Origin of the sequence: Streptomyces graminofaciens (assembly GCF_030294945.1) — a bacterium.
GTDB lineage: Bacteria > Actinomycetota > Actinomycetes > Streptomycetales > Streptomycetaceae > Streptomyces > Streptomyces graminofaciens.
The window spans coordinates 8,086,135-8,110,037 of record NZ_AP018448.1 but is presented as its reverse complement, the minus strand read 5'-3'; the positions used below and the strand labels follow the sequence as shown (position 1 = coordinate 8,110,037).

At 70.8% G+C, this 23,903-nt stretch carries 16 protein-coding genes; 3 read left to right on the top strand and 13 right to left on the bottom strand.

Annotated elements, in window-relative coordinates; all coding sequences use genetic code 11:
- Nucleotides 1-21: 21 nt before the first annotated feature.
- The 6 genes from SGFS_RS35695 to SGFS_RS35670 form a co-directional block, all read right to left on the bottom strand.
- Complete coding sequence (locus SGFS_RS35695) at nucleotides 22-1,413, bottom strand: diacylglycerol/lipid kinase family protein (protein WP_286256285.1); 1,392 nt, start codon at nucleotides 1,411-1,413, stop codon at nucleotides 22-24.
- A gap of 139 nt (nucleotides 1,414-1,552) precedes the next feature.
- Nucleotides 1,553-3,208 carry a serine/threonine-protein kinase gene (locus SGFS_RS35690; protein ID WP_286256284.1) on the bottom strand — a complete coding sequence of 552 codons (1,656 nt, stop codon included), beginning with the start codon at nucleotides 3,206-3,208 and terminating at the stop codon, nucleotides 1,553-1,555.
- Nucleotides 3,209-3,300: 92 nt separating this feature from the next.
- Nucleotides 3,301-5,118, bottom strand: coding sequence for a serine/threonine-protein kinase (locus SGFS_RS35685; protein ID WP_286256283.1), 1,818 nt, complete (start codon nucleotides 5,116-5,118; stop codon nucleotides 3,301-3,303).
- A gap of 152 nt (nucleotides 5,119-5,270) precedes the next feature.
- Complete coding sequence (locus SGFS_RS35680; protein WP_286256282.1) at nucleotides 5,271-7,088, bottom strand: serine/threonine-protein kinase; 1,818 nt, start codon at nucleotides 7,086-7,088, stop codon at nucleotides 5,271-5,273.
- A gap of 174 nt (nucleotides 7,089-7,262) precedes the next feature.
- Nucleotides 7,263-9,944: a protein kinase gene (locus SGFS_RS35675; protein ID WP_286256281.1), complete on the bottom strand. Its 2,682-nt coding sequence runs from the start codon at nucleotides 9,942-9,944 to the stop codon at nucleotides 7,263-7,265.
- 309 nt (nucleotides 9,945-10,253) lie between these two features.
- A complete protein-coding gene (locus tag SGFS_RS35670) occupies nucleotides 10,254-12,338 on the bottom strand; it encodes a serine/threonine-protein kinase (RefSeq protein ID WP_286256280.1) in 2,085 nt (694 codons plus the stop codon).
- Nucleotides 12,339-12,509: 171 nt separating this feature from the next.
- Between SGFS_RS35670 and SGFS_RS35665 the strand changes: the two genes are divergently transcribed.
- A complete protein-coding gene (locus tag SGFS_RS35665; RefSeq protein WP_286256279.1) occupies nucleotides 12,510-13,622 on the top strand; it encodes a serine hydrolase domain-containing protein in 1,113 nt (370 codons plus the stop codon).
- Nucleotides 13,623-13,756: 134 nt separating this feature from the next.
- Here the strand turns inward: SGFS_RS35665 and SGFS_RS35660 are convergent, their stop codons facing one another.
- The gene (locus SGFS_RS35660) at nucleotides 13,757-15,463 is read right to left on the bottom strand and encodes a glycerol-3-phosphate dehydrogenase/oxidase (RefSeq protein WP_286256278.1); all 1,707 of its coding nucleotides are present in this window, start codon (nucleotides 15,461-15,463) and stop codon (nucleotides 13,757-13,759) included.
- A gap of 272 nt (nucleotides 15,464-15,735) precedes the next feature.
- Here SGFS_RS35660 and SGFS_RS35655 point away from each other — a divergent pair, with 272 nt between their 5' ends.
- Entirely contained in the window at nucleotides 15,736-16,944 is a 1,209-nt protein-coding gene (locus SGFS_RS35655) for a nucleotide sugar dehydrogenase (RefSeq protein ID WP_286256277.1), read from the top strand.
- A 74-nt stretch (nucleotides 16,945-17,018) separates the two neighbouring features.
- On the opposite strand, the gene SGFS_RS35650 is transcribed toward SGFS_RS35655, so the two are convergent.
- The 5 genes from SGFS_RS35650 to SGFS_RS35630 form a co-directional block, all read right to left on the bottom strand.
- Nucleotides 17,019-17,555 (bottom strand): hypothetical protein, encoded by a 537-nt coding sequence (locus SGFS_RS35650; RefSeq protein WP_286256276.1) that lies wholly within the window; start codon nucleotides 17,553-17,555, stop codon nucleotides 17,019-17,021.
- A gap of 234 nt (nucleotides 17,556-17,789) precedes the next feature.
- Nucleotides 17,790-18,914: a GuaB3 family IMP dehydrogenase-related protein gene (locus tag SGFS_RS35645; protein WP_286256275.1), complete on the bottom strand. Its 1,125-nt coding sequence runs from the start codon at nucleotides 18,912-18,914 to the stop codon at nucleotides 17,790-17,792.
- 115 nt (nucleotides 18,915-19,029) lie between these two features.
- On the bottom strand, nucleotides 19,030-20,535 hold the full coding sequence (gene guaB, locus SGFS_RS35640; RefSeq protein WP_286256274.1) for an IMP dehydrogenase: 1,506 nt from the start codon (nucleotides 20,533-20,535) through the stop codon (nucleotides 19,030-19,032).
- Between the two features lie 166 nt (nucleotides 20,536-20,701).
- Nucleotides 20,702-21,277 carry a sigma-70 family RNA polymerase sigma factor gene (locus SGFS_RS35635; RefSeq protein WP_060901477.1) on the bottom strand — a complete coding sequence of 192 codons (576 nt, stop codon included), beginning with the start codon at nucleotides 21,275-21,277 and terminating at the stop codon, nucleotides 20,702-20,704.
- Between the two features lie 256 nt (nucleotides 21,278-21,533).
- The gene (locus SGFS_RS35630) at nucleotides 21,534-22,145 is read right to left on the bottom strand and encodes a response regulator transcription factor (protein WP_003948568.1); all 612 of its coding nucleotides are present in this window, start codon (nucleotides 22,143-22,145) and stop codon (nucleotides 21,534-21,536) included.
- A gap of 400 nt (nucleotides 22,146-22,545) precedes the next feature.
- On the opposite strand from SGFS_RS35630, the gene SGFS_RS35625 reads away from it, so the two are divergent.
- Nucleotides 22,546-22,875: a WhiB family transcriptional regulator gene (locus SGFS_RS35625; RefSeq protein ID WP_286256273.1), complete on the top strand. Its 330-nt coding sequence runs from the start codon at nucleotides 22,546-22,548 to the stop codon at nucleotides 22,873-22,875.
- A 131-nt stretch (nucleotides 22,876-23,006) separates the two neighbouring features.
- On the opposite strand, the gene SGFS_RS35620 is transcribed toward SGFS_RS35625, so the two are convergent.
- Entirely contained in the window at nucleotides 23,007-23,903 is an 897-nt protein-coding gene (locus SGFS_RS35620) for a LysR family transcriptional regulator (protein ID WP_286256272.1), read from the bottom strand.

The window sequence follows — 23,903 nt, the reverse complement described above, 5'->3', positions numbered from 1 at the left end:
CTCCCCCACTGGCGGGGGAGTTCAGCGCCACCGGTTCCACATGTCCTGCGCCCACCCGTACCGCTCCCGGTGCTTCGGCAGGGCCGTGCGGCCGACCGCCGCCGCGAGCTTGCGCAACCGGCGCCAGTCCAGTGGCGGTTTGGGCTCCGGTACGCCGGGCCGGTCGCGCGGCACCCGTACCCGCAGCGCGCCCGGCGCGATCCGGCACGAGACAGGTGTGGGCAGGACGAGTGCCTCTCCGTCGATGCCGACCTCGATGGTGTCCTGGTCGGCGTCCACGACGACCTGGTCGGCGACGAGGAGGCTGATCCCGGGCGCGTTCGCCCCGAGCAGCAGCTGGGCGGCCTCGGCGGCGCTGTCGACCCGGACGCCGATGACCCCCATCACCCCGGCGTCCAGCCGCTCCCGGCGGCCGAGCCCGACGAGGTCGTCGCTGCGGTAGACGTTGTTGCTGACGAGCACCGCCTGCGGCGCGTCGATCACGGAGTCCCCGATGCGGGCGGTGAGCCGAGGCCCCCGCTGGTGCGTGAGCAGCTCCGGCAGCAGCTCCAGCGTCGTACCGACCTTGTCGTCGCGGTACGCCGGGCTCTGCACGACAGCGGCGTACGCGCCGAACGAGGCGTTGTTGACGAAGGGGTGGCCGCTCGCGTAGCCGAGGTCGACATGCAGTTCGACGCCCTTGTCGGTGAGGGCGTCGAGGCAGGCGGCCGGGTCGCCGCGGTCGAGCCCGAGGTCCATGGCGAAGTGGTTGCGGGTGCCCGCGGAGATGACGAGGAGGGGTACGTCGTACGCCGCCGCGATCGCGGCCACCTGGGCCTGGGTGCCGTCCCCACCGGCGACGCCGAGCAGGTCGGCCCCGTTCCTGACGGCGTCCCGCGCCAGCACGGCGACGTCCTCGTGGTGCGCGGGATCGAGCAGATGGACCGTGGCCCCGAGCCGCTCGGCCTTCTCCTTCAGCCGGAACCGATCGACCTTCCCGCCCCCGGACTTGGGGTTCATGATGAGGAAGGGACGCGTGGGCGGGGGCGCATGATGCTCGGGGATGTGCACGTGGTGCGACTTGGTGCTGCTGAGCGCGAACTTCCCGGACCAGACGGCCACGCCCCACAGGGCCATGGACACGACCACGACCCACAGCAGGTTGACAACGGCGAACCACCAGATCACGCCGACCGGCGCGGCCACGGCCAGCGCGCCCGCCGCCGCCCGGACGATCCCGCGCCGGGTCAGTACCCACCAGAGCGAGGCCAGGGTGAGGCCGACGCCGATCAGGACCCCGGCGACGAGCAGCAGGCTCGCCTCCCGCGCGTAGCCGAGCGGCAGCAGTACGGCGAGGCCCGCGCAGCCGAGCGCGCCCCTCGCGGCCCATCTCTGTCTGGCGTGAGCACGCCCGTCGAGAAGCTCGATGCCCACGCCCGTCCACCTCTTCCGCTCGACCCGCTCAACTCGCTCGACCGCTCAACTTGCTCGACCGCTCAACTCGCTCGTCCGCCGATCATGCACGCGACACGGGCATCGTAGGGGGTGGAGGGGCGCCGGAGGTCACGGCCGGCTACAGGTTGTCGATCTCCAAGGTCTCGACCACCGTCCTGGCGATCTCCCGGCCCTCCTCGGTGAAGTGGCCCTTGCCCGGGCAGTCGATCCACAGCCGGTACATGTCGCCGCCGGTCGCCCTGTAGTAGAGGAACCGGGCCTCGCGGAGGCGCGGGGCTCGCGAGTCCGTCGTCGTGTAGACGACGGTGTTCTCGGCGGCGTCGCGGCCCTGGTACTTGGTCTCCTTCGGCCCGCCCTTGGGCGCGGGCTCGTCGGCGATGTCGATGGTGTACTCGCCGTCCTTGAGGCCGGTCCAGTCCTCGAACGCCTTGTCGAGCGCGGTCTCCGGGATCTCGCCCTCCTCGTCGTCCTTCTTGATGTCGCGGTCCACGGCGATCCGGATCAGTCCGCTCGGGTCGCTGTACTGCGCGATCGTCCCGTCCGTCTCCTCCGGGTCGATCTTGTCCTTCGTGAACTCCGCGGGCATGCCGATGCTCACGCCGACCTTCGTACCGAGGTCCCGCTGCTTCCACCCGTCCGGCAACGGCCCCGCGAACGGGTCGGCGACCACCAGATACGCCGTCACCGCCGCCGCGACGACCGCCGCGCCGAGGCCGAGGAGGGTTTTGGGGCCGAGCCGTACGCCCTTGCCGACGGCCGGGGCGGCCAGGGCGGCCGTGTGGTGGACGACCTGGGTGGGGGCCGGGGCCGGCGGGTTCGCGGCCTGTTCCAGCAGGTCACGGACGCGGGCGGCGGTCGGACGGCGCGCGGGGTCCTTCTCCAGCAGGCCGTTGATGACCTCGGCCAGCGGCCCGCTCGCCGAAGCGGGCGGAGCGGGCGTGGAGTTGAGCACGGACTGCAGGGTCGCCGGGGTGTTGCTGCGGCGGAACGGGGAGACGCCCTCCGTGGCCGCGTAGAGGACGACCCCGAGCGACCAGAGGTCCGAGGCAGGGCCGGGGCGCTGGCCGAGAACCCGCTCGGGCGCGATGTACTCGGGCGAGCCGACGAAGCCGCCGGTGTCCGTCAGATTGGTCTCGCCCTCGATCTGGGCGATACCGAAGTCGGTGAGGACGACCCGGTCGTGGCGGCCGAGGAGGACGTTGTCGGGCTTGACGTCGCGGTGCAGGATGCCCGCCGTGTGCGCGGCCTCCAGCGCGCCCAGCACCTCGAGGCCGATTCTCGCCGCTTCACGCACCCCGAGGGTGCCCTCCTGGAGCGCGGCGCCCAGCGAACGGCCCCGCACCAGCTCCATCACGATCCACGGCCGGCCGTCCACGACGGCCACGTCGTGCACGTTGACGACCGACGGATGGTCGAGCCGGGCCGCCGCGCGCGCCTCCCGCCGCATCCGCTCGTAGGCGTTGGCCCGTTCACGCTCGGAAAGATGGTCCGGTACGCGGGGCTCCTTTACGGCGACCTCCCGGTCCACCGTCTCGTCCTTGGCCCGCCAGACCGTACCCATACCGCCGTGCCCGAGCTTGGCGAGCAGCCGGTAACGACCAGCGATGAGGCGTCCGGTACCGGGGTCCTGGAGCGACGGCGGGGGCAACTGGGGAGCCACTTGCGCGGGTTGCGCATACGGGTTCCCCGGATACGGCACGATCGGCTGCGGCGGTTGCAGTTCGAAACTGGTCGTGTCGTCGGACCCGTAAGGGGCTCCCCCGTTGCTGCTCATACGCTCATCTGTATCGCGACAAGCGCTTCTGCATCCACTCTCGTCGCTTTCCAGTCACAGACCCGTGACGCGAGATGCCACTTATCTCCGCTTTAGTTACGTACGAAGGTGTCCACCGCCACGTCGAAGTACTCCTTCGCCTCGCTCACGTTCCCGACCGGCGCCGACACCCACACGTCGTACAGGCGTCCGTCCTGCTCCCAGCAGAGGTCGTACGTGTGCCGCGCCCCCTCGGCCTCGCTGAAGCCGTCCCAGGTGAACTCCCAGAGCGCGGCGGGCCGGCCGTCGTGCGTGGTCTCGGTGACCCGGCCGTCGTGGTACCCGGGGTTCGTGGAGGGCCCCTTCGCGTGCGCGCGCCGCATCACGCCGAGTGGCCCGCCCTCCTCCGGCTCGGCGAGTTTGATGCCGATGCGGAAGGTCTCCCCCGGCGACATGTAGAACACCCGCTTCCCCTGCGGCACCCGCGTGAAGTCCTCCGGCACGGCGAGGCTGAACCCCCGCTCGTCCTCGGCGAGCCGGTACCCGGAGGGCACGGTGGGCGCGGTGGCCGCCCCCGAGCGCGTGTTCGTCGCCGAGGGCGTCACGGACGACGGGGTCGAGCTGGAACCACCGCTCGGGGTGGTCGGTGTTCCCCCTGTTCCCTGCGTTTCCGCCGGCTCCGATGCGTCCGGCGTACGGGGAGCCGAACTCGTCGGCGTACCGACCCCCTCGCCGCTCCCGTCCCGCAGCAGCAGGGCCGCCGCCGAGACGCCCGCACCGGCCATGGCCGCCACCAGCGCGGCCGCGACCAGCACACTCCGCGTGGAATGCGGTCGCGGCGGCTGCTGTTGCGGTGGCGACTGCAGGGGCTGTTCGCGGTGAGCTGCCTCCGAGGGACCGGGTCCCTCAGCGGGCTCGGGCCCGGCCCCGGCATCGTCGTGCACCGGAGGCGGGGACGGGGGCGGTGTCGGATGCGGTACGTCCCGCCGGGTCGGTGTGTACCGGCCAGGCAGATGAAGCCCGGGGGTGTGCCTGCCCGGAGTGTGCCTGCCGTGCGTGTGCCTGCCCTGTGTGTGCCCCGTCGCCGGCTTCGGCGTACGGCCCGTGTCCCGGAAGGCCTGCAGCAACCGCTCCGCCTCGGCCGCGTCGAGCCGTAGGTCCGGGTCGCGCTCCAGCAGGCCCCGTACGACGGGGAGCAGGGGCGCGGCCTGTGCCGGTGGCCGGATCTCGTCGAAGACGACGGCGTGCAGGACCCCGCCCAACGAGTCCCGCCGGAACGGCGATTCACCGCTCAGGACCGTGCAGAGCAGCGCGCCCAGCGACCACAGGTCGGACTCCGGCCCGGTGCGGACGCCGGACATCCGCTCGGGTGCCGTGTACTCGGGCGAACCGACGAAGGCACCGCTCTCGGTGAGCGTGGTCGCGCCCGCGACCTGGGCGATGCCGAAGTCGGTGAGCACGACCCGGTCGGTACCCGCCTCCACCAGGACGTTCGCCGGCTTGAGATCCCGGTGCAGAACCCCGGCGTCGTGGGCCCGGCGCAACGCGCCCAGCAGATCGATGCCGATCCGGGCGGCCTCGCGGGCGTCCACCGGGCCATGCGCCGCGATCCGCTCCGCGAGCGAACCGCCGTCGATCAGCTCCATCACGATGTACGGGCGTTCGTCCTCCTCGACGACGTCGTGCACGACGATGATGTGGGGGTGGCTCAGCCGTGCGACCGCCCGCGCCTCGCGCAGGGTGCGCTCACGCTGCTGCCGGGACTCCTCCTGCGGGAGCGAGGGGTCGAAGGCGAGCTCCTTGACCGCCACGCGCCGTCCGAGGAGCTGGTCGGTGGCACGCCATACGATGCCCATACCGCCGCGGCCGATTCTGGCCTCCAGCCGGTATCGGCCCGCTATGACACGGACGCTCTCCCCCTCGGTCCCCATGCGCCCCATCATGCCGCACCGGACCGAAACCCTCCGGTGCCCGGCACCGGCCTGGCCGACAAGCGACGTACGCGCGCCGCGCGTACGCCCCCCACCGAGGGCTCAACGGCGTCCGACGGCCGCCCCACCCGCCACTTCCGCAACTCCTGCCGTCAGTTCCGCGGAGGCCGCCAGCCGCGCAGCACCGCGTCGAACTGCTCTTTCGCGGTGGCCCAGTCCGCCGCGGGCGCGGACATGTAGATCGTGTACTCCACGCCGTCCCGGTCGAGATACGTCTGTTCGACGGCCCGGCGCGGCCCGGGGAACTCGGTGTCCTTCGCCAGCGCGGTCCAGGTGAAGTCCCACAGCGCGCCGGGCCGGTCGCGGTAGGTGTTCTCCTCCAGGCTCACCCTCTGGTAGCCGCTGAGCCGCTGCAACTGCTCCTCGAGGTCGAGCTGGTGGTGATAGGGGCTGTCGAAGTCCGGCGAGTCGTCGACGGCGACCCGTACGAAGTGCTCACCGCCGTCGGGCGTGTAGTCGATCTGCGCGCCGTCCACCTGCCGCTTCCAGCCCTTGGGCAGGGCGAGGCCGAAACCCGCCGGGTCGTCGACACGCACCCAGCCGTCGGGTACACCGCCGACGGTCCGCTGCTCGTCGTCGGTCCGCTGCTCGTCGTCGGTCCCCTTGTCCGGCGTACCGGTTGATTTGGACGCACCCGTCGCACCCGTCGCACCGGACTCCCCGGACGTACTGGAGGAGTCCTCCTGACGCCACTTGTCCGCGAAGTACATCGCCGCGGCCCCACCACCTCCGACGAGCGCGGCCAGCAGGATGACGATCACGAACTTACGACCGCGGCCGCGCTGCTTCGCGCCGACGGAGGACGGCTGATGGGCCATGACGACAGGTGGGATGGGTGTGGCGGGTGTGACGGCCCCGGAGTGGTAGGCGGCCAGGTACGCCCCTCCGCCGTGGGGGCCGCGCGGAACAGTGACTCCCGCCGAGGACGTGCCCGCCGCCGCGGCAGTCGTAGCCGCCGAACCCGCCGCGGCAGTCGTAGCGGCCGTACCCGTCGTGTCGCCCGTACGCCCTGTTCCCGCAGCCCCTGCGGTACTCGGCGTTCCCTCCGCCCCCGTCTGCCGCTGCGTGGGCACATGTGCCTGTGCCACCCTCGGCCGTCGGCCCTCCGCCGCCTCCGCGAGCATCTGCTCGGCCTCCGCGATTCCCGGCCGTACGGCGGGGTCCTTGCACAGCAGCGCGGTGATGACGGGCGCCAGCGGGCCCGCGGCCGTCGGCTCGGCGGCCTCCTCGCCGACGACGGCCTGCATGGTCGTGAGCGGTGTGGTGCGCCGGAACGGCGACTTGCCCTCCACCGCCGTGTACAGCGTGGCGCCCAGCGACCAGAGGTCGGAGCCGGGCCCCGGCTCGTGCCCGCGCACTCGTTCGGGGGCGATGTAGTCGACGGAACCGACGATCTCCCCGGTGCGAGTGATGGTCGTGTCGCCCTCGACCTGGGCGATGCCGAAGTCGGTCAGCATGACCCGGCCGTCCTCGGCGAGCAGCACGTTCCCCGGCTTCACATCGCGGTGCAGCACCCCGGCGTCGTGTGCGGCCCGCAGCGCGCGCAGCACCCATAGGCCGATGCGCGCCGCCTCGCGCCCCTCGACTCGCCCCGCGTCCCTGACCTCGTCGGCCAGCGAGCGTCCCTCGACCAGTTCCATGACGATCCACGGCCGGCCGTCGTGCTCCAGCACGTCGTGCACGGTGACGACGGCCGAGTGGTTGATCCGCGCGGCCGCGCGCGCCTCGGCGCGGGTCCGCTTGAGCAGTACCGTCTGCTCGTTCTCCGACACGTAGAGTGCCGCGGTCAACTCCTTGATCGCGACCGCCCGGTGCAGCACCTCGTCGTGCGCACGCCACACCCGGCCCATCCCACCACTGCCCAGGATGTCGACGAGCCGGTAGCGGCCCGCGAGGAGCAGGCCCTGCATCTGATTCACGTTGCCCCGCAATGCTCTTGACAGGCACAGATTAAAGAGGGGGCTACCGCTCGGGGAAGGCGGCGGGTCCGTACAGAGACCGCACTGTGACGGTTATCGCTTCCACCGCCGCACGGGAACCGTTCGTGACCCCAATGTCGCGTCAGACCATGGACGTACGTCGTGTCAGTCCGTGGCCCGATAGGTCGCCGACGCCTGCTCGTACAGCCGTGTGACCTCATCCCGCTCGGCCTCCGGCCCACGCAACTGCACCACGTGGTACCGCCCGTCGACCAGGATCGCCAGATTCCGTACGAAGACCCCGCGTCCCTCGGCGTCCTGCCAGGTGAACTGCCCCTCAGCCATGGTGAGTCCGCCGACCTCGATCTGCCGCATCCCGGCGGACGTCGCCCATGACGAGTCGCGGAACGGCTGCAACTCGCGCTCGTCCTCCCGCTGGTACTTCAGCGGATCGCTGCCGTACGTCTTCGTGCTGTCCCGTCCGGGAACCAGGATCAGCTGGAAGCGGCCCTGGGAGTAGACGATCTGGCCGCGCCCGTTCTTCGGGCTGCGGTCCCATCCGTTGGCCACGGCGACCTGGAAGCCCTCGGTGTCCTTGCGCAGGGTGAACCCCTGGGAGACATCGGGATCACCGGTCTGCGTCTGCGTCGAACCGGACGACTTGGAAGGGCTCGCCTCGCTGTCGTCCTCGCCCTTCTCGCCGCCGTCGGGCGAGTTCTGGTCGGGCCGGGGCTCACTGCTCGCATCCGGCACGGAACTCACGTCCCCGGCGGTTTCGGTACGACCGCCCGTGCTGTCGCCGTCGCTGGGCTGGGCCTTCGGCATGAACATCACGGCGTAGGCGACCGCCGTGACCAGCGCCAGCAGTATCAACAGAAGCAGGTTCCGGCCCAGCTTGCGTGGCTGCTGCGGCCGCTCCTGCCGGGTCCGCTTGTGGCGGGCGTGCGGGCTGTTGGCGGGCAGCCCGGCGCGACGCCTGCGGACCAGCTCGCCCCGGCGCCGCACGATCGGCAGCCGGCGCGCGTCCACGGGCGGCGCGGGGACGACGTGCGCCCCGGCCTCCGGCTCCGGCGCAGAACGCACGAGCGAGCGCAGCCAGCCACGCAGTTCCTCGAAGTCCAGCCGCTCGGTGGGGTCCTGACGCAGCAGGGACTCCACGACCGGCCGCAGCGGCCCGCACTCCTCGGCGTACGCGGGAGGCTCCGCGCACACCAGCTGCACCAGCTCGGCGGTGTTCTCCTCCGGGTACGGCGCGTGGCCCTGCACGGCGCGGAACAGCAGCGCGCCCAATGCCCACAGATCCGTCGCGGGCCCGATCGGCGCCGCCAACTGCCAGTTCTCGTGCACCGGCCCGGCCTGCTCGGGCGCCCAGCGCTCGGTGACCGGCCCGACCACGGCCATCCGCGCCTGCCGTGCCCGCTCGGCGGCGAGCGCGGTGGCCGGTCCACGGCGGGGGGTGGCACCGCCCACGGCGACCTGGTCCCATCGCGCGGGGCCCGGGGCGGCGCCGGAGCCGCCGACCGCGTCGGCGAAGCCACGTGTGCCGGTGCCGGCCGGACCCGTCGCGCCGGCCGAGTAGTCGACGGCCGGAAGCGCCGGCCGATCCTGGCCGGTGCCGGTGCCGGTGCCGGGCGCGGGCGTGCCGCCGCGAGGCGCTGCTCCATGCCAGGCGGTCGTACCGGCCCCGTTGGAGCGGACGCCGTACGGATCGGCGATCTGACCGGGCGGCACAGGGCCCGCCCCTTGGCCGAGTTGCCCGGGAACGGGCTGTGCGTCGCCCCGGTACCCGGTGGCCGACGGTGCCGCGCCGTCCCCCGCCGCCCCGGACGGGGGCCGCTGCGCGGGCAACTGCGCGTCCTGGCCGCCGCCCCGCTGGTCCTCCTGTACGCGCGCCGCAGCCCGCGCTCCCGCCCGGTACGCCGCGATCGCGCCCGCCCGAGCCGCTCTGACGTCCCCGCCGGCCTCCAGCGCGCGTCGGCCCTCGGCGGGGTCGGGAACCGGCCCCCCGCTGCCTGCCCGCGCCTCGATCGCGGCCCGCCGCGCCGCCTCCGGATCCACGGCGGCACCGCCGGCCGGAGCCCCGCCGAGCGCGCCACCGGGCGCCGCAGCACCCCGCGTCCCCACGGCCCCGGCCGCTCCCAAGCCACCCCGGGGCGAGCCGCCGCCCCCCGGCGAACCCGCGGTCGTACCCGGGCCCTGAGGCACCCCGGCATCACCAGACCCGTCGAACTCCCGCACCGGCACCGGGTCGTACCCGCACAGCGCCTCCTCCGCGGCCCCGGCCGCGAGCCCGGTCAGCATCACCCGGCCGTCGTCACAGACAAGCACCGTGCGCGCGGTGATGTTGCGGTGCACCCAGCCGTGGGCATGCAGAGCGCGCAGCGCGGTCAGCACGTCGGAGGCGACCTCGGCCGCCCGATACGGCGTCAGCGGCTGCTCCGCGAGCAGGGCGGCGAGCGGTCGCGCGGGCACCCATTCGCTCACTATCCACAACGAACCGCCCTCGGCGAACACGTCGAAGACCTGGTCGAGCCGAGGATGGTCGGGGATCTGCGCGGCGGCCTGCGCGGCCTCGATCGCCCGCTGCACGCCCGGGTCGGCGGGCCGGCGGGTGGCACGGGCCGCGGCCCGGCGTGCTCCGCCGTCCCTCGGCACATACCCGTCGGGCAGTCCGTCGGCGTCGAGCACCTCCGCCTCGACGACCTCGGGCAACGGCACCTGACGGACCATGACTTCTTGTCCGCTGTAGGTGTCGAAGGCCACGGTCTCGGCGAGTTCGTACTCGTCGGAGGGCGGCAGCGGCAGTCGGTAGCGGTCCGCGAGTACCCGTCCCGCGTATTCGTCCACGATGCCCTCCCCCGGCCGCCCGATCGGTCGAATCCGTTCGCCCTGCGTCCCGTTCCATTCTGAATTCGTACGGTCCGCAGCCACTCACGATACGTGCCGGAGGCAACCCTCCAAGGGGGGATGCCAGATCTCGCACGCCTCGAATGTGCTCGAACGCCCTCGACCTTCCCCGTAACGCGCATCCGCGAACTCACGCACCGCCGAGAACTCCCGGAACCGAGTTCACAACAGCGAGCCCCACCCCGCCGCACGCCACCTCACGCCCGACGCACACCACTTCGCGCGCCGCCGCGCGCCCCCGTGCCGCCCTCAGGACTTCGGCTTGAACGTCTTCGTGAACGTCCGCCAGGTGTCCTTGCGCAGCTCACCGCTCCACTCGGCCGACTTCGCCGTGTACATCAGCCCGTATCCGAGGCCGGAGTTCACGACGAACCCGCGGTCGATCGACCGGTACTTCGTGCCGCTCTCGACATAGGTGAACTCCCAGTCGGCGGTGTTCCAGCCGCGGTAGTTCACCGCCTCTATTCGGACGCGCTTGTACTGCGAGCGCGTCATGTATTGCTCTTGGTCCTTCCAGTCCGCGACCGGGTCGTCCTTGGGCGTGGTCGTCCACCCCACGAGCAGCTTCTGCCCGTCGGGACCGGTGAACCGGGCCCCGGCCGCGCTCGTCGACTGGTACTTCCACCCGTCGGGCAGCCCGATCGAGAACCCCTGGCTGCTCTTGTACGTCTTCTCGGCGATGTCGCCCGAGCCTCCGGCGCCATCGGCCTCGCTCGACGCGCTCGTACTCGGGGTGTTGGCCTGCGCCCCGTCCGACTCCTTCGCCTCCTCCGTCGTGTTGCCGTCGGGGGTGGGGGCGGAACCCTTGTCGTCGTCCTTGTTCTTGCCGCTGTTCCCCGAGGTCACGTCGCTGGACGCGGCCGCCTTGGTGTCACCGCTCTTGCTGTTGTCCGAGCTGCCGTCGTCGCCGAGGGTGAGCGCGAGCACGGTCCCGAGCACAGCGAGCACCACGGCCACCGCGATGACCGCGAGGGTCCGCCGCGACACCACATCGGTGATCGGCGCCCTGGGCACGGGCCTCGGCGGCAGATCCGGCGGCGGCATCTCCGGCCACCCCGAAGTCCGCCCCGGGGAACCGACACCGCCCATGCCGACACCGGAACCACCGGCCCCGGCGCCCACAGCGGCACCGCCCGCACCGGCGTACCCCGAACCGCTCCCGCTCTTCTCTGCGGCACCCGGCCCGGACGTCCCAACGCCCCTCCCGGCAGCGGGCGTCGCACTCCGGGCACCGGCGCTCGCGGGCCCGGCGATCCCCACCGAGCCCATGGCCGCGGCCGAGGCAGCACCGGCCGAGGCAGCCGCCGTCCCGGCACCGGCCGCGCCCTTGCGCATGGACCAGCGCGGCGCGCGAGGCCGCTCCCCGGCCTCGTCACTCCGCTTGGCACCGCCCGAACCGCCCTTCTTCGGACGCTCCTCCGGCACCGGCGGCAACGGCACGACCCGCGTCGCGTCCAGCGGCTCCGCCTCCTTCGGGTCGGGCCCGTGGATCACCGCGTTGAGCATCACACGCGCGCCCGCGTCGTCGAGCCGCCGCGCGGGGTCCTTGGTGAGCAGCCCGAAGATGACGTCCTTCAGCGGCCCCGCGCTCTTGGGCTCCGGCACCGGCTCGGTCATCACCGCGGTCAACGTCGCTATGGCCGAACCCTTGTCGTACGGCGGCACCCCCTCGACCGCCGCGTAGAGCAGACCGCCGAGCGACCAGAGGTCGGCCGCGGGCCCGGGCTTGTGGCCGCGCGCCCGCTCCGGCGAGATGTAGGAGGGCGCACCGACGAGCATGCCGGTCGAGGTGATGGACGGGTCGCCCTCGACCTGTGCGATACCGAAGTCGGTGAGCACGACCCGGCCGTCGTGCTTGTCGATCAGCACGTTCGACGGCTTGACGTCGCGATGCAGGATGCCCTCGCGGTGCGCGGCGCGCAGGACGTCGAGAATCGCGAGTCCCACCTCGGCGGCGCGCCGCGGATCGAGCAGCCCGTCCTCGCGGATGACCTCGGCGAGCGACTTGCCCTCGACCAGCTCCATCACGATCCAGGGCCGGTCGTCCTCGTGGACCACGTCGAACACCGTCACCGCGGCGTTGTTGCGGATCCGGGCGATCGCCTTGGCCTCCCGCAACGTACGGGTGATCAGGCGCCGCTTCTCGTCCTCGTCGATGCTCGACGGGAACCGCAACTCCTTGACCGCGACCGTACGGCCGAGCGTCTCGTCCTTGGCCCGCCACACCGTGCCCATACCGCCGCGGCCGAGCACCCCTCCCAGCCGGTAGCGCCCGGCGAGGAGACGTTCGTTCTTGTCCTGGCGGGATTCCCCAGCCCGATCCGCCTCCGACATGCGTCCCCTCATACAACCCGCCCTGACAGAGCTTCCATTGTCCCCCACCCGACAAGCGCCCCTCGCCCTGGGGGCCCTTCAACGGCGCATCCCGGCCGCCGGGCCCCGCCCAACCCTCTGCCAGGTCCGTCCCGCATGATGTGCCGCAGCAAAGGAGGAGGAAGGACCGGCATGCCGTCGACGAGGACACCCAGGACGCTGCTGACCGTCGCCGTGTCCCTGCTTCTCCTTGCCCTGGCCCCAGCCGGTTCACAGGCACGGGTCACCCCTGCCACGGACTCGGTCCTGCCGCTGCTGGTCACCCGGGGCCACGCTCCCGCCGCCGCTCTTCTCGCCGACGAGGAGTCAGGCACCCGCTTCGCCCACGCGAAGGCAGACCCGACCGGCACCGGCGGTCAGGGCGCCACCGCCGCCCACACCGAGACCCGCCCCGAAGCCATCCACCGCGCCGACCACTTCCGCGCCGGCAGCATCACCAAGACCTTCATCGCCACCGTCGTACTGGAACTGGCCGCCGAACACCGGCTGTCGCTCTCGGACTCCGTGGAGGACCATCTGCCCGGTCTGGTCCATGGCGAGGGCAACGACGGTCGCGCCATCACCCTGCGCGCCCTGCTCACCCACACCAGCGGCCTCGCCGACTTCACCGCGGATACCAAGGGGACCGTCCCCGTGACCCCGCGTCAGGCCGTGCTCATCGCGCTCACCCACCCTCCGGCCACGCACGGCCGCTTCTCCTACTCGAACACCAACTACGTCCTGCTCGGCCTGGTCATCGAGCAGGTCACCGGCCGCTCCTACGCCGCCGAGGCCGAACGCCGCATCATCACTCCCCTCCAGTTGCGGGGCACCTCGTTCCCAGGCGCCCGCTCCTCCCTGCCCGAGCCGCACGGTCGCGCGTACTCCGCCGACGGATCCGACGTCACCGACCTCGACCCTCGTGTGGCCGGCGCGGCGGGCGAGCTGGTCACCACGCTCGCCGACCTGAACCGCTTCTACGCGGCCCTGCTCCGCGGCGACCTGCTGCCGCCCCGCCAACTGCGCGAGATGCTCGACACCAGCACCGCACACGGCACGTACGGCATGGGCCTCTATCCCGTGAAGCTTCCGTGCGGCACCACCGTGTGGGGCCACAACGGCCGTATCTCCGGCAGCTACGTGCGCACCGCAGCCACCGTCGACGGCCGTCGCGTCCTCACCTTCCGCGTGAACACGGACGGACTGGCAGACCCCGACCTCGAACCCGCCCTGCTCTCGGCCGAGTTCTGCCCCCGCACCTCGTAAAACGGCCGAGATCCGAGCAAAGATCCGAGTCCACTACACCCGTTCGGGTGATATCGGGCGACTGCGGGAGATCTCCACCACCGGCACGACACCAGCTGCGCCGACACCAACCCGCCGAGAGCCATCGCCTCCGGCTACAGCGGCACGATGTCCGGCGCCCCCAGTCGCGCCGCGTCGGCCGTCAGATCGTCCGGCTGTCGCTGCGACTCCCGCTCGGCCTCCACCCGCTTCTTGTAGTGCTGGACCTCCCGCTCGATCTGGTCCTTGTCCCAGCCGAGGACGGGAGCCATCAGCTCCGCCGACTCCCGCGCACTGCGTGTCCCCCGGTCGAAGGTCTCGATCGAGATCCGCGTCCGCCGGGTCAGCACGTCGTCGAGGTGCCGCGCCCCCTCGTGCGAGGCGGCGTACACCACCTCGGCCCGCAGATAGTCCTCGGCGCCCTGAAGCGGTTCGCCCAGTGAGGGGTCGGACGTGATCAGGTCGAGCAGTTCCTCGGCAGCCGCCCCGTACCGGTTCAACAGATGCTCCACCCGCACCACATGGAGCCCGGTGCGGGCGGCTATCCGCGCCCGCGCGTTCCACAGCGCCCGGTATCCCTCCGCCCCGAGCAGCGGCACGTCCTCGGTGACGCACTCGGCGACCCGCTGGTCGAGCCCGTGCACCGCCGCGTCCACGGCGTCCTTGGCCATGACCCGGTACGTCGTGTACTTGCCGCCGGCCACGACGACGAGCCCCGGCACGGGATGGGCGACGGTGTGCTCGCGCGAGAGCTTGCTGGTGGCGTCGGACTCCCCCGCGAGGAGCGGCCGGAGCCCCGCGTACACGCCCTGCACGTCGTCGCGCGTCAGCGGCACCGCGAGCACCGAGTTCACATGCTCCAGCAGATAGTCGATGTCCGCGCTGGACGCCGCCGGGTGCGCCTTGTCGAGGTCCCAGTCGGTGTCCGTGGTCCCCACGATCCAGTGCCGGCCCCAGGGGATCACGAACAGCACGGACTTCTCGGTGCGCAGGATCAGCCCTGTCGTCGAGTGGATGCGGTCCTTGGGCACGACCAGATGGATGCCCTTGGACGCCCGTACGTGGAACTGCCCCCGCTCGCCCACCATCGCCTGGGTGTCGTCGGTCCACACCCCAGTGGCGTTCACGATCTGCCGGGCGCGGATCTCGTACTCCCCGCCCCCCTCGACATCCTGCACCCTGGCACCGACAACGCGTTCACCCTCGCGCAGAAAACCCGTCACGCGCGCACGGTTGGCGACTTTGGCACCGTACGACGCCGCCGTGCGCACCAGGGTCGCCACATAGCGGGCGTCGTCCATCTGGGCGTCGTAGTACTGCAGGGCCCCGACCAGCGAGTCCTTCTTCAGACAGGGCGCGACGCGCAGGGCGCGACGGCGCGACAAATGACGGTGCACGGGCAGACCCCGGCCGTGGCCGCGGGCCATCGACATCCCGTCGTACAACGCGACGCCCGATCCGGCGTACAACCGCTCCCAGCCCTTGTGCTGCAACGGGTACAGGAACGGCACCGGCTTCACCAGGTGCGGCGCGAGCCGTTCCAGCAGCAGCCCGCGCTCCTTCAACGCCTCCCGTACGAGGGCGAAGTCGAGCATCTCCAGATAGCGCAGTCCGCCGTGGATCAGCTTGCTCGACCTGCTGGAGGTGCCCGAGGCCCAGTCGCGCGCCTCGACCAGCCCCGTGGACAGGCCTCGTGTCACCGCGTCCAGCGCGGTGCCCGCACCGACCACTCCCGCACCCACGACCAGCACATCCAGCTCGCGCTCGGCCATACCCGCCAGTGACTCGGCTCGCTGCGCCGGTCCCAGTGCCGCTGTCCTCACCGCTGCCTCCCGCTGTCTGTCGCGCTGGCCTCACCCGTCAGGCAAGACCCGGCTCACATCCCCCATGCCCAGAATTCTGACCGGCTTGCCCGAGTTCGGCCACCACCCGCCCCCAGCCTGTGGACAACTCTGCGGGACGCGCGAAGAAATACCGTCACCCAATCCAGCATATCGGTCATATTTACTCCTAGTCTGACATTGCGCTCGCTCGTCCAGTCCACAGGGCTTGCGCGCCTGTCCCGCTTCGGTTACTGGGAAGGACGGCCCACGCCATGCCCGCAGATCTCGCCGTCATCGGACTCGGCCCGCTCGGCATGCCGCTGGCCCAGGCCGCCGTCGCCGCCGGCATCCCCACGCTCGGTTACCGCACCGGTCCCGAGAGCGGCTCCCTCACCCCCGCCGAACTGCGCCGCATGCTGGCCCAGGGCTTCAGACCCACCACCAGCCCCGCCGAACTGGGTCGCGTCCGTACGGCCGTCATCTGTGCGCCCACTCCCCTCGGCGCCGACGGCACACTGGACCTCACCCAGGTCGAGGCGGCCGCACACACCTTGGCCGCACGCCTGCGCCCGCACACCACGGTCATCCTGGAGTCCCCGGTCCCCCCGGGCACGACCGACGAATTCCTCCGCCCCCTCCTCGAAGAGGGCTCCGGTCTGCGCGCCGGCCGCGACTTCCACCTCGCGTACTCCCCCGCGCGCGTCGACCCCGGCAACCGGGACTTCAGCCCCGCCAGCACCCCCAAGGTGATCGGCGGCCTCACCCCCGCATGCACCGAGTCGGCCGCCGCCTTCTACGGCCGCCTCACCGACAAGGTGGTACGCGCGCGTGGACCACGCGAAGCGGAAACCGTACGCCTACTGGAGACCAATTACCGGCACGTCAACATCGCCCTCGTCAACGAGATGGCCGTTCTCTGTCACGACCTGGGCATCGACCTGTGGGACGTCATCCGCTGCGCCGAGACCAAACCGTTCGGCTTCCAGGCCTTCCGCCCCGGCCCCGGCGTCGGAGGCCACGCCCTCCCCCAGGATCTGGCCGCCCACACGCCCCGCTCGCTCCGCATGGTCGAACTGGCCCAGCAGGTCAACAGCCACATGCCCCGGTACGTCGTCCAGCGCGCCGCCACGCTCCTCAACGAAAACGGCAAGTCGGCCCGCAGCGCCCGAGTCCTCCTCCTCGGCGTCACCTACAAGCCCGATGTCCCCGACCAACAGGGCACTCCCGCTCACGAGATCGCCCGCCGCCTCCTCGAACTGGGCGCCCACGTGAGCTACCACGACCCCTACATCCCCACCTGGCACGTCCTCGACCGCCCCGTCCCCCGCGCCGACTCCCTCTACGAGTCCGCGGCCGACGCCGACCTGACGATCCTGCTCCAGCACCACCGCACGTACGACCTCCAGGGCCTTTCGGTAAAGGCGCAACTCCTCCTGGACACAAGAGGAGCTACTCCGACCGGAGCAGCACACCGGCTCTGACCCACCGATGCCGCCATATACAGAGGCCCGCCCATGGAATGCGCGGGCCTCTGCTTTTGAAAAGGAGTTACCGATTACTTCGCGGAGTGCTCGTACCGGTATCCAATGGCCTTACGGGCAACACCCTTGGTCACGAACTTCCCGTCAAGCTTGCTGTAGGCCTTGAAGGAATACACCTTGTACAGCGGGTAGGCCTTCAGCGCGCCGAACTTCCCCTTCGGAACGGTGTAGCTGCCGGCCATCGCCTGCGTACGGGACTTGGTCACGTCGAACTTCACGGCCGAGGACACCGACCCGGCGGTCACAGAGATGTCCGAGCTCTTCGAGTTGCTCACCGTCACGGTCGACGTCAGCGTCAGCGTCATCGGCCCCTTGCCCTGCGCGAGCCCGACGTAGTTCTTGCCCTTCTGCACGCCGATGTACTTGACGTTCTTGATGTTACAGAAGTTCATCGTCTTGTAGCCGCCGAAGGTCTTCTTGATCTTCGCCACGCACTTCTTCTGCTTGCTCGCGGCGGCGCTCGGCTCCGCCGCCATGCCGATCGTCCCCATAAGCGCGGCCAGTACGACCACGGAAGCCCGACCCGCGCGCCCGAAAGCAATCGTCCTCATGGACACAGGAATTCCCCTCGTATGTGCGGAACCTCAACTGCGGGCCGTCCGCAGGAGTTTCCGCCCCCGTTCGAAAAAGACACTACATCCGCTCCGCAACGAGAACGATCAACGATCGTCTTATTTGAGCAACACCTGAGGACAACTCGCCCAATCGATACGGAAGTAGAGAGGAAGAACGGAAAGGGCCCGGACCACCCCAGGTGATCCGGGCCCCTTCGGGCGTAGTACGGCTTATCGTCGGTGCTGCGAGTCCGCCACCGTCACCTCGACGCGCTGGAACTCCTTCAGCTCGCTGTACCCGGTCGTGGCCATCGCCCGCCGCAGGGCGCCGAACAGGTTCATGGACCCGTCGGGCGTGTGCGAAGGCCCGGTGAGGACCTCCTCGATCGTGCCGACGGTGCCGAGGTCGACCTTCTTGCCGCGCGGCAGCTCCTCGTTCACCGCCTCCATGCCCCAGTGGTTGCCCTTGCCGGGCGCGTCCGTGGCGCGAGCCAGCGGCGAACCCATCATGACCGCGTCGGCGCCGCAGGCGATCGCCTTGGGGAGGTCGCCGGACCAGCCGACACCGCCGTCGGCGATGACGTGCACGTACCGGCCGCCGGACTCGTCCATGTAGTCGCGGCGGGCCGCGGCGACGTCCGCGACGGCCGTGGCCATCGGGACCTGGATGCCGAGCACGTTGCGCGTGGTGTGGGCCGCGCCGCCGCCGAAGCCGACGAGGACGCCGGCCGCGCCCGTACGCATCAGGTGCAGGGCGGCCGTGTACGTGGCGCAGCCGCCCACGATCACCGGGACGTCCAGCTCGTAGATGAACTGCTTCAGGTTCAGCGGCTCGTGCGAGCCGGAGACATGCTCCGCCGACACGGTCGTCCCGCGGATGACGAAGATGTCGACACCCGCGTCCACGACGGCCTTGGAGAACTGGGCCGTGCGCTGCGGGGAGAGCGCGGCGGCGGTGACCACACCGGAGTCGCGCACCTCCTTGATGCGCTGCCCGATCAGCTCCTCCTTGATGGGAGCCGCGTAGATCTCCTGGAGCCGGCGGGTCGCGGCATCGTCGGGCAGCCCGGTGATCTCGTCCAGCAGCGGCTGCGGGTCCTCGTACCGCGTCCAGAGGCCTTCGAGGTTCAGTACGCCGAGGCCGCCCAGCTCGCCGATGCGGATCGCGGTGGCCGGGGAGACCACCGAGTCCATGGGAGCGGCCAGGAAGGGCAGCTCGAAGCGGTAGGCGTCGATCTGCCAGGCGATCGAGACCTCCTTCGGGTCCCGCGTACGGCGGCTGGGGACGACGGCGATGTCGTCGAAGGCATACGCCCGGCGGCCGCGCTTGCCGCGCCCGATCTCGATCTCAGTCACGTCTGTGGCCTTTCCCTGATGCGTTCAGCGTCTACCAGTATCGCCGACGGGCACGACGAGGGCGGCCCCGGATGCACCGGGGCCGCCCTGGCCGCAGCGTGGCAAGGCCCGCTGTCTACTTACGGCTGTAGTTCGGCGCCTCGACCGTCATCTGGATGTCGTGCGGGTGGCTCTCCTTGAGGCCCGCGGAGGTGATCCGTACGAAACGGCCGTTGGCCTGGAGGTCCGGGACCGTGCGGCCGCCGACGTAGAACATCGACTGGCGCAGGCCGCCGACCAGCTGGTGGACGACCGAGGAGAGCGGGCCGCGGTAGGGCACCTGGCCCTCGATGCCCTCGGGGACGAGCTGCTCGTCGGAGGCGACACCCTCCTGGAAGTAGCGGTCCTTGGAGAACGACTTGCGGTCACCGCGGGACTGCATGGCCCCCAGGGAGCCCATGCCGCGGTAGGACTTGAACTGCTTGCCGTTGATGAACATCAGCTCGCCCGGCGACTCGGCGCAGCCCGCGAGCAGCGAGCCCAGCATCACCGTGTCGGCGCCCGCGACCAGGGCCTTGGCGATGTCACCGGAGTACTGCAGGCCACCGTCGCCGATGACCGGGATACCGGCCTCCTTGGCGGCGAGCGAGGCCTCGTAGATGGCCGTGACCTGCGGGACACCGATGCCGGCGACGACACGGGTCGTACAGATGGAGCCGGGACCCACGCCGACCTTGATGCCGTCCACGCCGGCGTCGATCAGGGCCTGGGCGCCGTCCTTCGTAGCGATGTTGCCGCCGATGACATCGACGCCCGACGAGTTCGACTTGATCTTGGCGACCATGTCGCCGACCAGGCGGGAGTGGCCGTGCGCGGTGTCGACGACGATGAAGTCGACGCCGACCTCGATGAGGGCCTGGGCACGCTCGAAGGCGTCACCGGCGACACCGACGGCCGCGCCGACGAGGAGGCGGCCCTCGTCGTCCTTGGCGGCGTTCGGGTACTTCTCGGCCTTCACGAAGTCCTTGACCGTGATCAGGCCCTTGAGGATGCCCGCGTCGTCGACCAGCGGAAGCTTCTCGATCTTGTGCTTGCGCAGCAGCTCCATGGCCTCGACGCCGGAGATGCCGACCTTGCCCGTGACCAACGGCATCGGCGTCATGACCTCGCGGACCTGACGCGTACGGTCGGACTCGAAGGCCATGTCGCGGTTGGTGACGATGCCGAGCAGCTTCTTGTTGCCGTCGGTCACCGGGACACCGCTGATGCGGAACTTGGCGCACAGCGCGTCGGCCTCGGCGAGCGTGGCGTCCGGATGCACGGTGATCGGGTCGGCGACCATGCCGGACTCTGAGCGCTTGACCAGGTCGACCTGGTTGGCCTGGTCCTCGATGGACAGATTGCGGTGGAGTACGCCGACGCCGCCCTGGCGGGCCATCGCGATCGCCATGCGCGACTCGGTGACCTTGTCCATGGCGGCGGACAGCAGCGGGATGTTCACCCGCACGTTCCTGGAGACGTACGAGGCGGTGTCGATCTCGTCGGGCGCCATGTCCGACGCGCCAGGCAGCAGCAGCACGTCGTCGTAGGTCAGCCCGAGTGTCGCGAATTTGTCAGGCACTCCGTCGACGTTGGCAGTCATGACACCTTCCCCAAATGGCCTTGCTCGGTGCGGATGTCCATGCTAACGGGAAGCATGGGTCTCTCATTCCACGGTACGGAGTGACCTTGGGCTTCGTATGTTCGTACGGAAAAGGCGCCCCGCCTGTTCAGACGGGGCGCCCTTCAAGCTATTCCGAACGCATGCGCTACTGCTCCGCCAGCGCCCTGAGCCTGCTGAGCGCCCGGTGCTGCGCCACCCGTACGGCCCCCGGCGACATCCCCAGCATCTGCCCGGTCTCCTCGGCCGTCAGCCCGACCGCGATCCGCAGGAGCAGCAGCTCCCGCTGGTTCTCGGGGAGGTTGGCCAGGAGTTTCTTCGCCCATTCGGCGTCGCTGCTGAGCAGCGCGCGCTCCTCGGGCCCGAGCGAGTCGTCGGGGCGCTCCGGCATCTCGTCCGATGGGACGGCCGTCGACCCCGGGTGCCGCATCGCGGCGCGCTGGAGGTCGGCGACCTTGTGGGCGGCGATGGCGAAGACGAACGCCTCGAACGGCCGTCCGGTGTCCTTGTAGCGCGGCAGCGCCAGCAGGACGGCGACGCAGACCTCCTGCGCCAGGTCCTCCACGAAGTGGCGCGCGTCACCTGGCAGTCGGGACAGCCGGGTACGGCAGTAGCGCAGGGCCAGAGGGTGGACATGGGCGAGCAGATCGTGCGTGGCCTGCTCGTCCCCGTCGACTGCGCGATGCACAAGCGCACCGATCACAGTCGTCTCGTCGTCGCGCATCGGTCCATGGTGCCTTGCGGCCGTCCGGTCCGTGGCACCGCGTCCGTTGTTGTGCACCGAAGCGTTATGAGCAGGCGCGCCGGATGTCATCTCCTGCGCCCTCCCCTCCCGCTCGTCCGACTCGTCCCCGAGGAACTCCACACCTCAAGGATGCGGCATCCGCGACGAAACGAGCAGCGGGCACCCGGCGGTCCGTGTCCGCACCCCCGCCCACCTCGCGGTAGGCGGGGATTCCCGTGCCCCCGTCAAGGCCCACTCAGCGGACCAGACCCCAGCGGAAGCCGAGCGCCACGGCGTGCGCGCGGTCCGAGGCGCCGAGCTTCTTGAAGAGGCGCCGGGCGTGGGTCTTGACGGTGTCCTCGGAGAGGAACAGCTCTCGACCGATCTCGGCGTTGGAACGGCCGTGGCTCATGCCTTCCAGGACCTGGATCTCGCGCGCCGTGAGCGTCGGCGCGGCGCCCATCTCGGCCGAGCGCAGCCGACGCGGGGCTAGCCGCCAGGTCGGGTCGGCGAGGGCCTGCGTCACCGTGGCGCGCAGCTCCGCGCGGGAGGCGTCCTTGTGCAGATAGCCCCGCGCGCCGGCGGCGACCGCGAGGGCCACGCCGTCCAGGTCCTCGGCGACGGTGAGCATGATGATGCGCGCCCCGGGGTCGGCGGACAGCAGCCGCCGTACGGTCTCGACGCCGCCCAAACCGGGCATGCGTACGTCCATCAGAATCAGGTCCGAGCGGTCGGCCCCCCAGCGGCGGAGGACTTCCTCGCCGTTGGCCGCCGTGGTCACGCGCTCGACGCCGGGCACGGTTGCCACCGCGCGGCGCAGCGCCTCTCGGGCAAGCGGGGAGTCGTCGCAGACGAGGACGGATGTCATGGCCGCCCTCCGCAGCTGATGCGCGTCACCTTGAGCCTCCAGGCTGGTACGAAATCGTCACCTGTGCGGTCGACGCTCACGAGCGGACACCAACGCCTGCCCGGGCGCTTGTTCCTTCAACCGCCTCCGCCCTCTCAACGACGGTCACTCGAAAGAGTTACGGGATGGCAGGTCATCTTCGGCACTCTACGTGAGGGGGCGGACACGGTGCAGACATGCACAACAGACCCTCAATGTTTCACCACAACCTATGCCCCATTCAGCCGTTTTTCTTCCCGTTTACTGGTGTCTGGGGCTAGATTCGCAATGAGTCATATTTTCATCTCCTTAGATAGTCGATGTACGGTCGTGGGCATGGATCACCCAACATCTGCCCAGAACGGCAACAAGGGGACACGCAATGGCAGATTTCTCCCGCCTTCCCGGACCGAACGCTGATCTATGGGACTGGCAGCTCCTCGCGGCGTGCCGTGGGGTCGACAGTTCGCTCTTCTTCCACCCCGAAGGGGAGCGCGGTGCGGCACGAAGCGCTCGTGAGAACTCGGCCAAAGAGGTCTGCATGAGATGCCCGGTACGCGCGGAGTGCGCGGCCCACGCCCTGGCGGTACGCGAGCCGTACGGCGTGTGGGGCGGGCTGACCGAGGACGAGCGCGAAGAACTCATGGGCCGGGCGCGCCACAGGCTGGTGTCGGCGTCGACCTCCGGCAGCGACACCGCTTCGAACACCTGAAGGAACGTTTCTTCAACGTCCCGGTGCGACCTGTCCCGGACGAAGGGCACGCGCGCGTGCCGATGTTTTCGCCCCTGTCCGCGCCTTCTCAGGCTCTGTCAGCGCTTGGGACCCACTGGTACTGCTCGGCCCTACCTGGCAGCGGCCTCGGCCAGTCGGTCCAGAGTTGCCGCCACGGTGGGCACTTGGGCCAGGTCCGGCAGGGTGAGCGCCACGATCTCGCGGCGCACGACCGGCTCCAGCCGTACCGTCCGCACCCCCTTGGGGCGCACGGACTCGATGGCCAGCTCCGGCAGGACCGCCACCCCGAGGCCCGCGCCGACCAGGCCGACCACCGCCGGGTAGTCGTCGGTCGCGAAGTCGATGCGGGGTGTGAAACCCGCGCCTTCACAGACCTGGACGAGATGTCCGCGGCAGCGCGGGCAGCCGGCGATCCACGGCTCCCCCGCGAGTTCTCCGATGCCGACGGTCTCTTTACGGGCCAGCCGATGCCCCTGGGGCACGAGTCCGACGAGGCGGTCGGTGAGCAGGGGGCGTACGACCAGGTCGTCCCACTCCTCGGCGCCCGCCGCGCCTTCGTAGCGGAAGGCGAGCGCGATGTCGCAGTCGCCCTCGCGCAACATTTCGACGGAGCCGGGCGGTTCGGCCTCTTCCAGGGAGACACGGGTGCCGGGGTGCGCGGCGCGCAGCGCGGCCAGTGCGCTGGGTACGAGGGTGGAGCTGCCGCTGGGGAAGGAGACGAGGCGTACGCGTCCGGCCCTGAGTCCGGCTATGGCGGCGACCTCCTCCTCGGCCGCAGTGAGCCCCGCGAGGATTCCGGCCGCGTGCCGCACCAGCGATTCCCCCGCCTGGGTCATCCGCATCCGGCGACCGGTGCGGATCAGCAGCGGGGTGCCGACGGAGCTTTCCAGCGCCTTCATCTGCTGGCTGACGGCGGGCTGAGTGCAGCCGAGTTCGCGTCCCGCCGCCGAGAAGGAGCCGGTGGCGGCGACGGCACGCAGCACGCGGAGATGACGAGCCTCGATCAC

Coding starts and splice junctions, on each gene's coding strand:
- SGFS_RS35690 (WP_286256284.1), bottom strand. CDS start 3,208: ATGAGCAGCAACGGGGGAGCCCCTTACGGGTCCGACGACACGACCAGT.
- SGFS_RS35685 (WP_286256283.1), bottom strand. CDS start 5,118: ATGGGGACCGAGGGGGAGAGCGTCCGTGTCATAGCGGGCCGATACCGG.
- SGFS_RS35680 (WP_286256282.1), bottom strand. CDS start 7,088: ATGCAGGGCCTGCTCCTCGCGGGCCGCTACCGGCTCGTCGACATCCTG.
- SGFS_RS35670 (WP_286256280.1), bottom strand. CDS start 12,338: ATGTCGGAGGCGGATCGGGCTGGGGAATCCCGCCAGGACAAGAACGAA.
- SGFS_RS35665 (WP_286256279.1), top strand. CDS start 12,510: ATGCCGTCGACGAGGACACCCAGGACGCTGCTGACCGTCGCCGTGTCC.
- SGFS_RS35655 (WP_286256277.1), top strand. CDS start 15,736: ATGCCCGCAGATCTCGCCGTCATCGGACTCGGCCCGCTCGGCATGCCG.
- SGFS_RS35650 (WP_286256276.1), bottom strand. CDS start 17,555: ATGAGGACGATTGCTTTCGGGCGCGCGGGTCGGGCTTCCGTGGTCGTA.
- guaB (WP_286256274.1), bottom strand. CDS start 20,535: ATGACTGCCAACGTCGACGGAGTGCCTGACAAATTCGCGACACTCGGG.
- SGFS_RS35635 (WP_060901477.1), bottom strand. CDS start 21,277: ATGCGCGACGACGAGACGACTGTGATCGGTGCGCTTGTGCATCGCGCA.
- SGFS_RS35630 (WP_003948568.1), bottom strand. CDS start 22,145: ATGACATCCGTCCTCGTCTGCGACGACTCCCCGCTTGCCCGAGAGGCG.
- SGFS_RS35625 (WP_286256273.1), top strand. CDS start 22,546: ATGGCAGATTTCTCCCGCCTTCCCGGACCGAACGCTGATCTATGGGAC.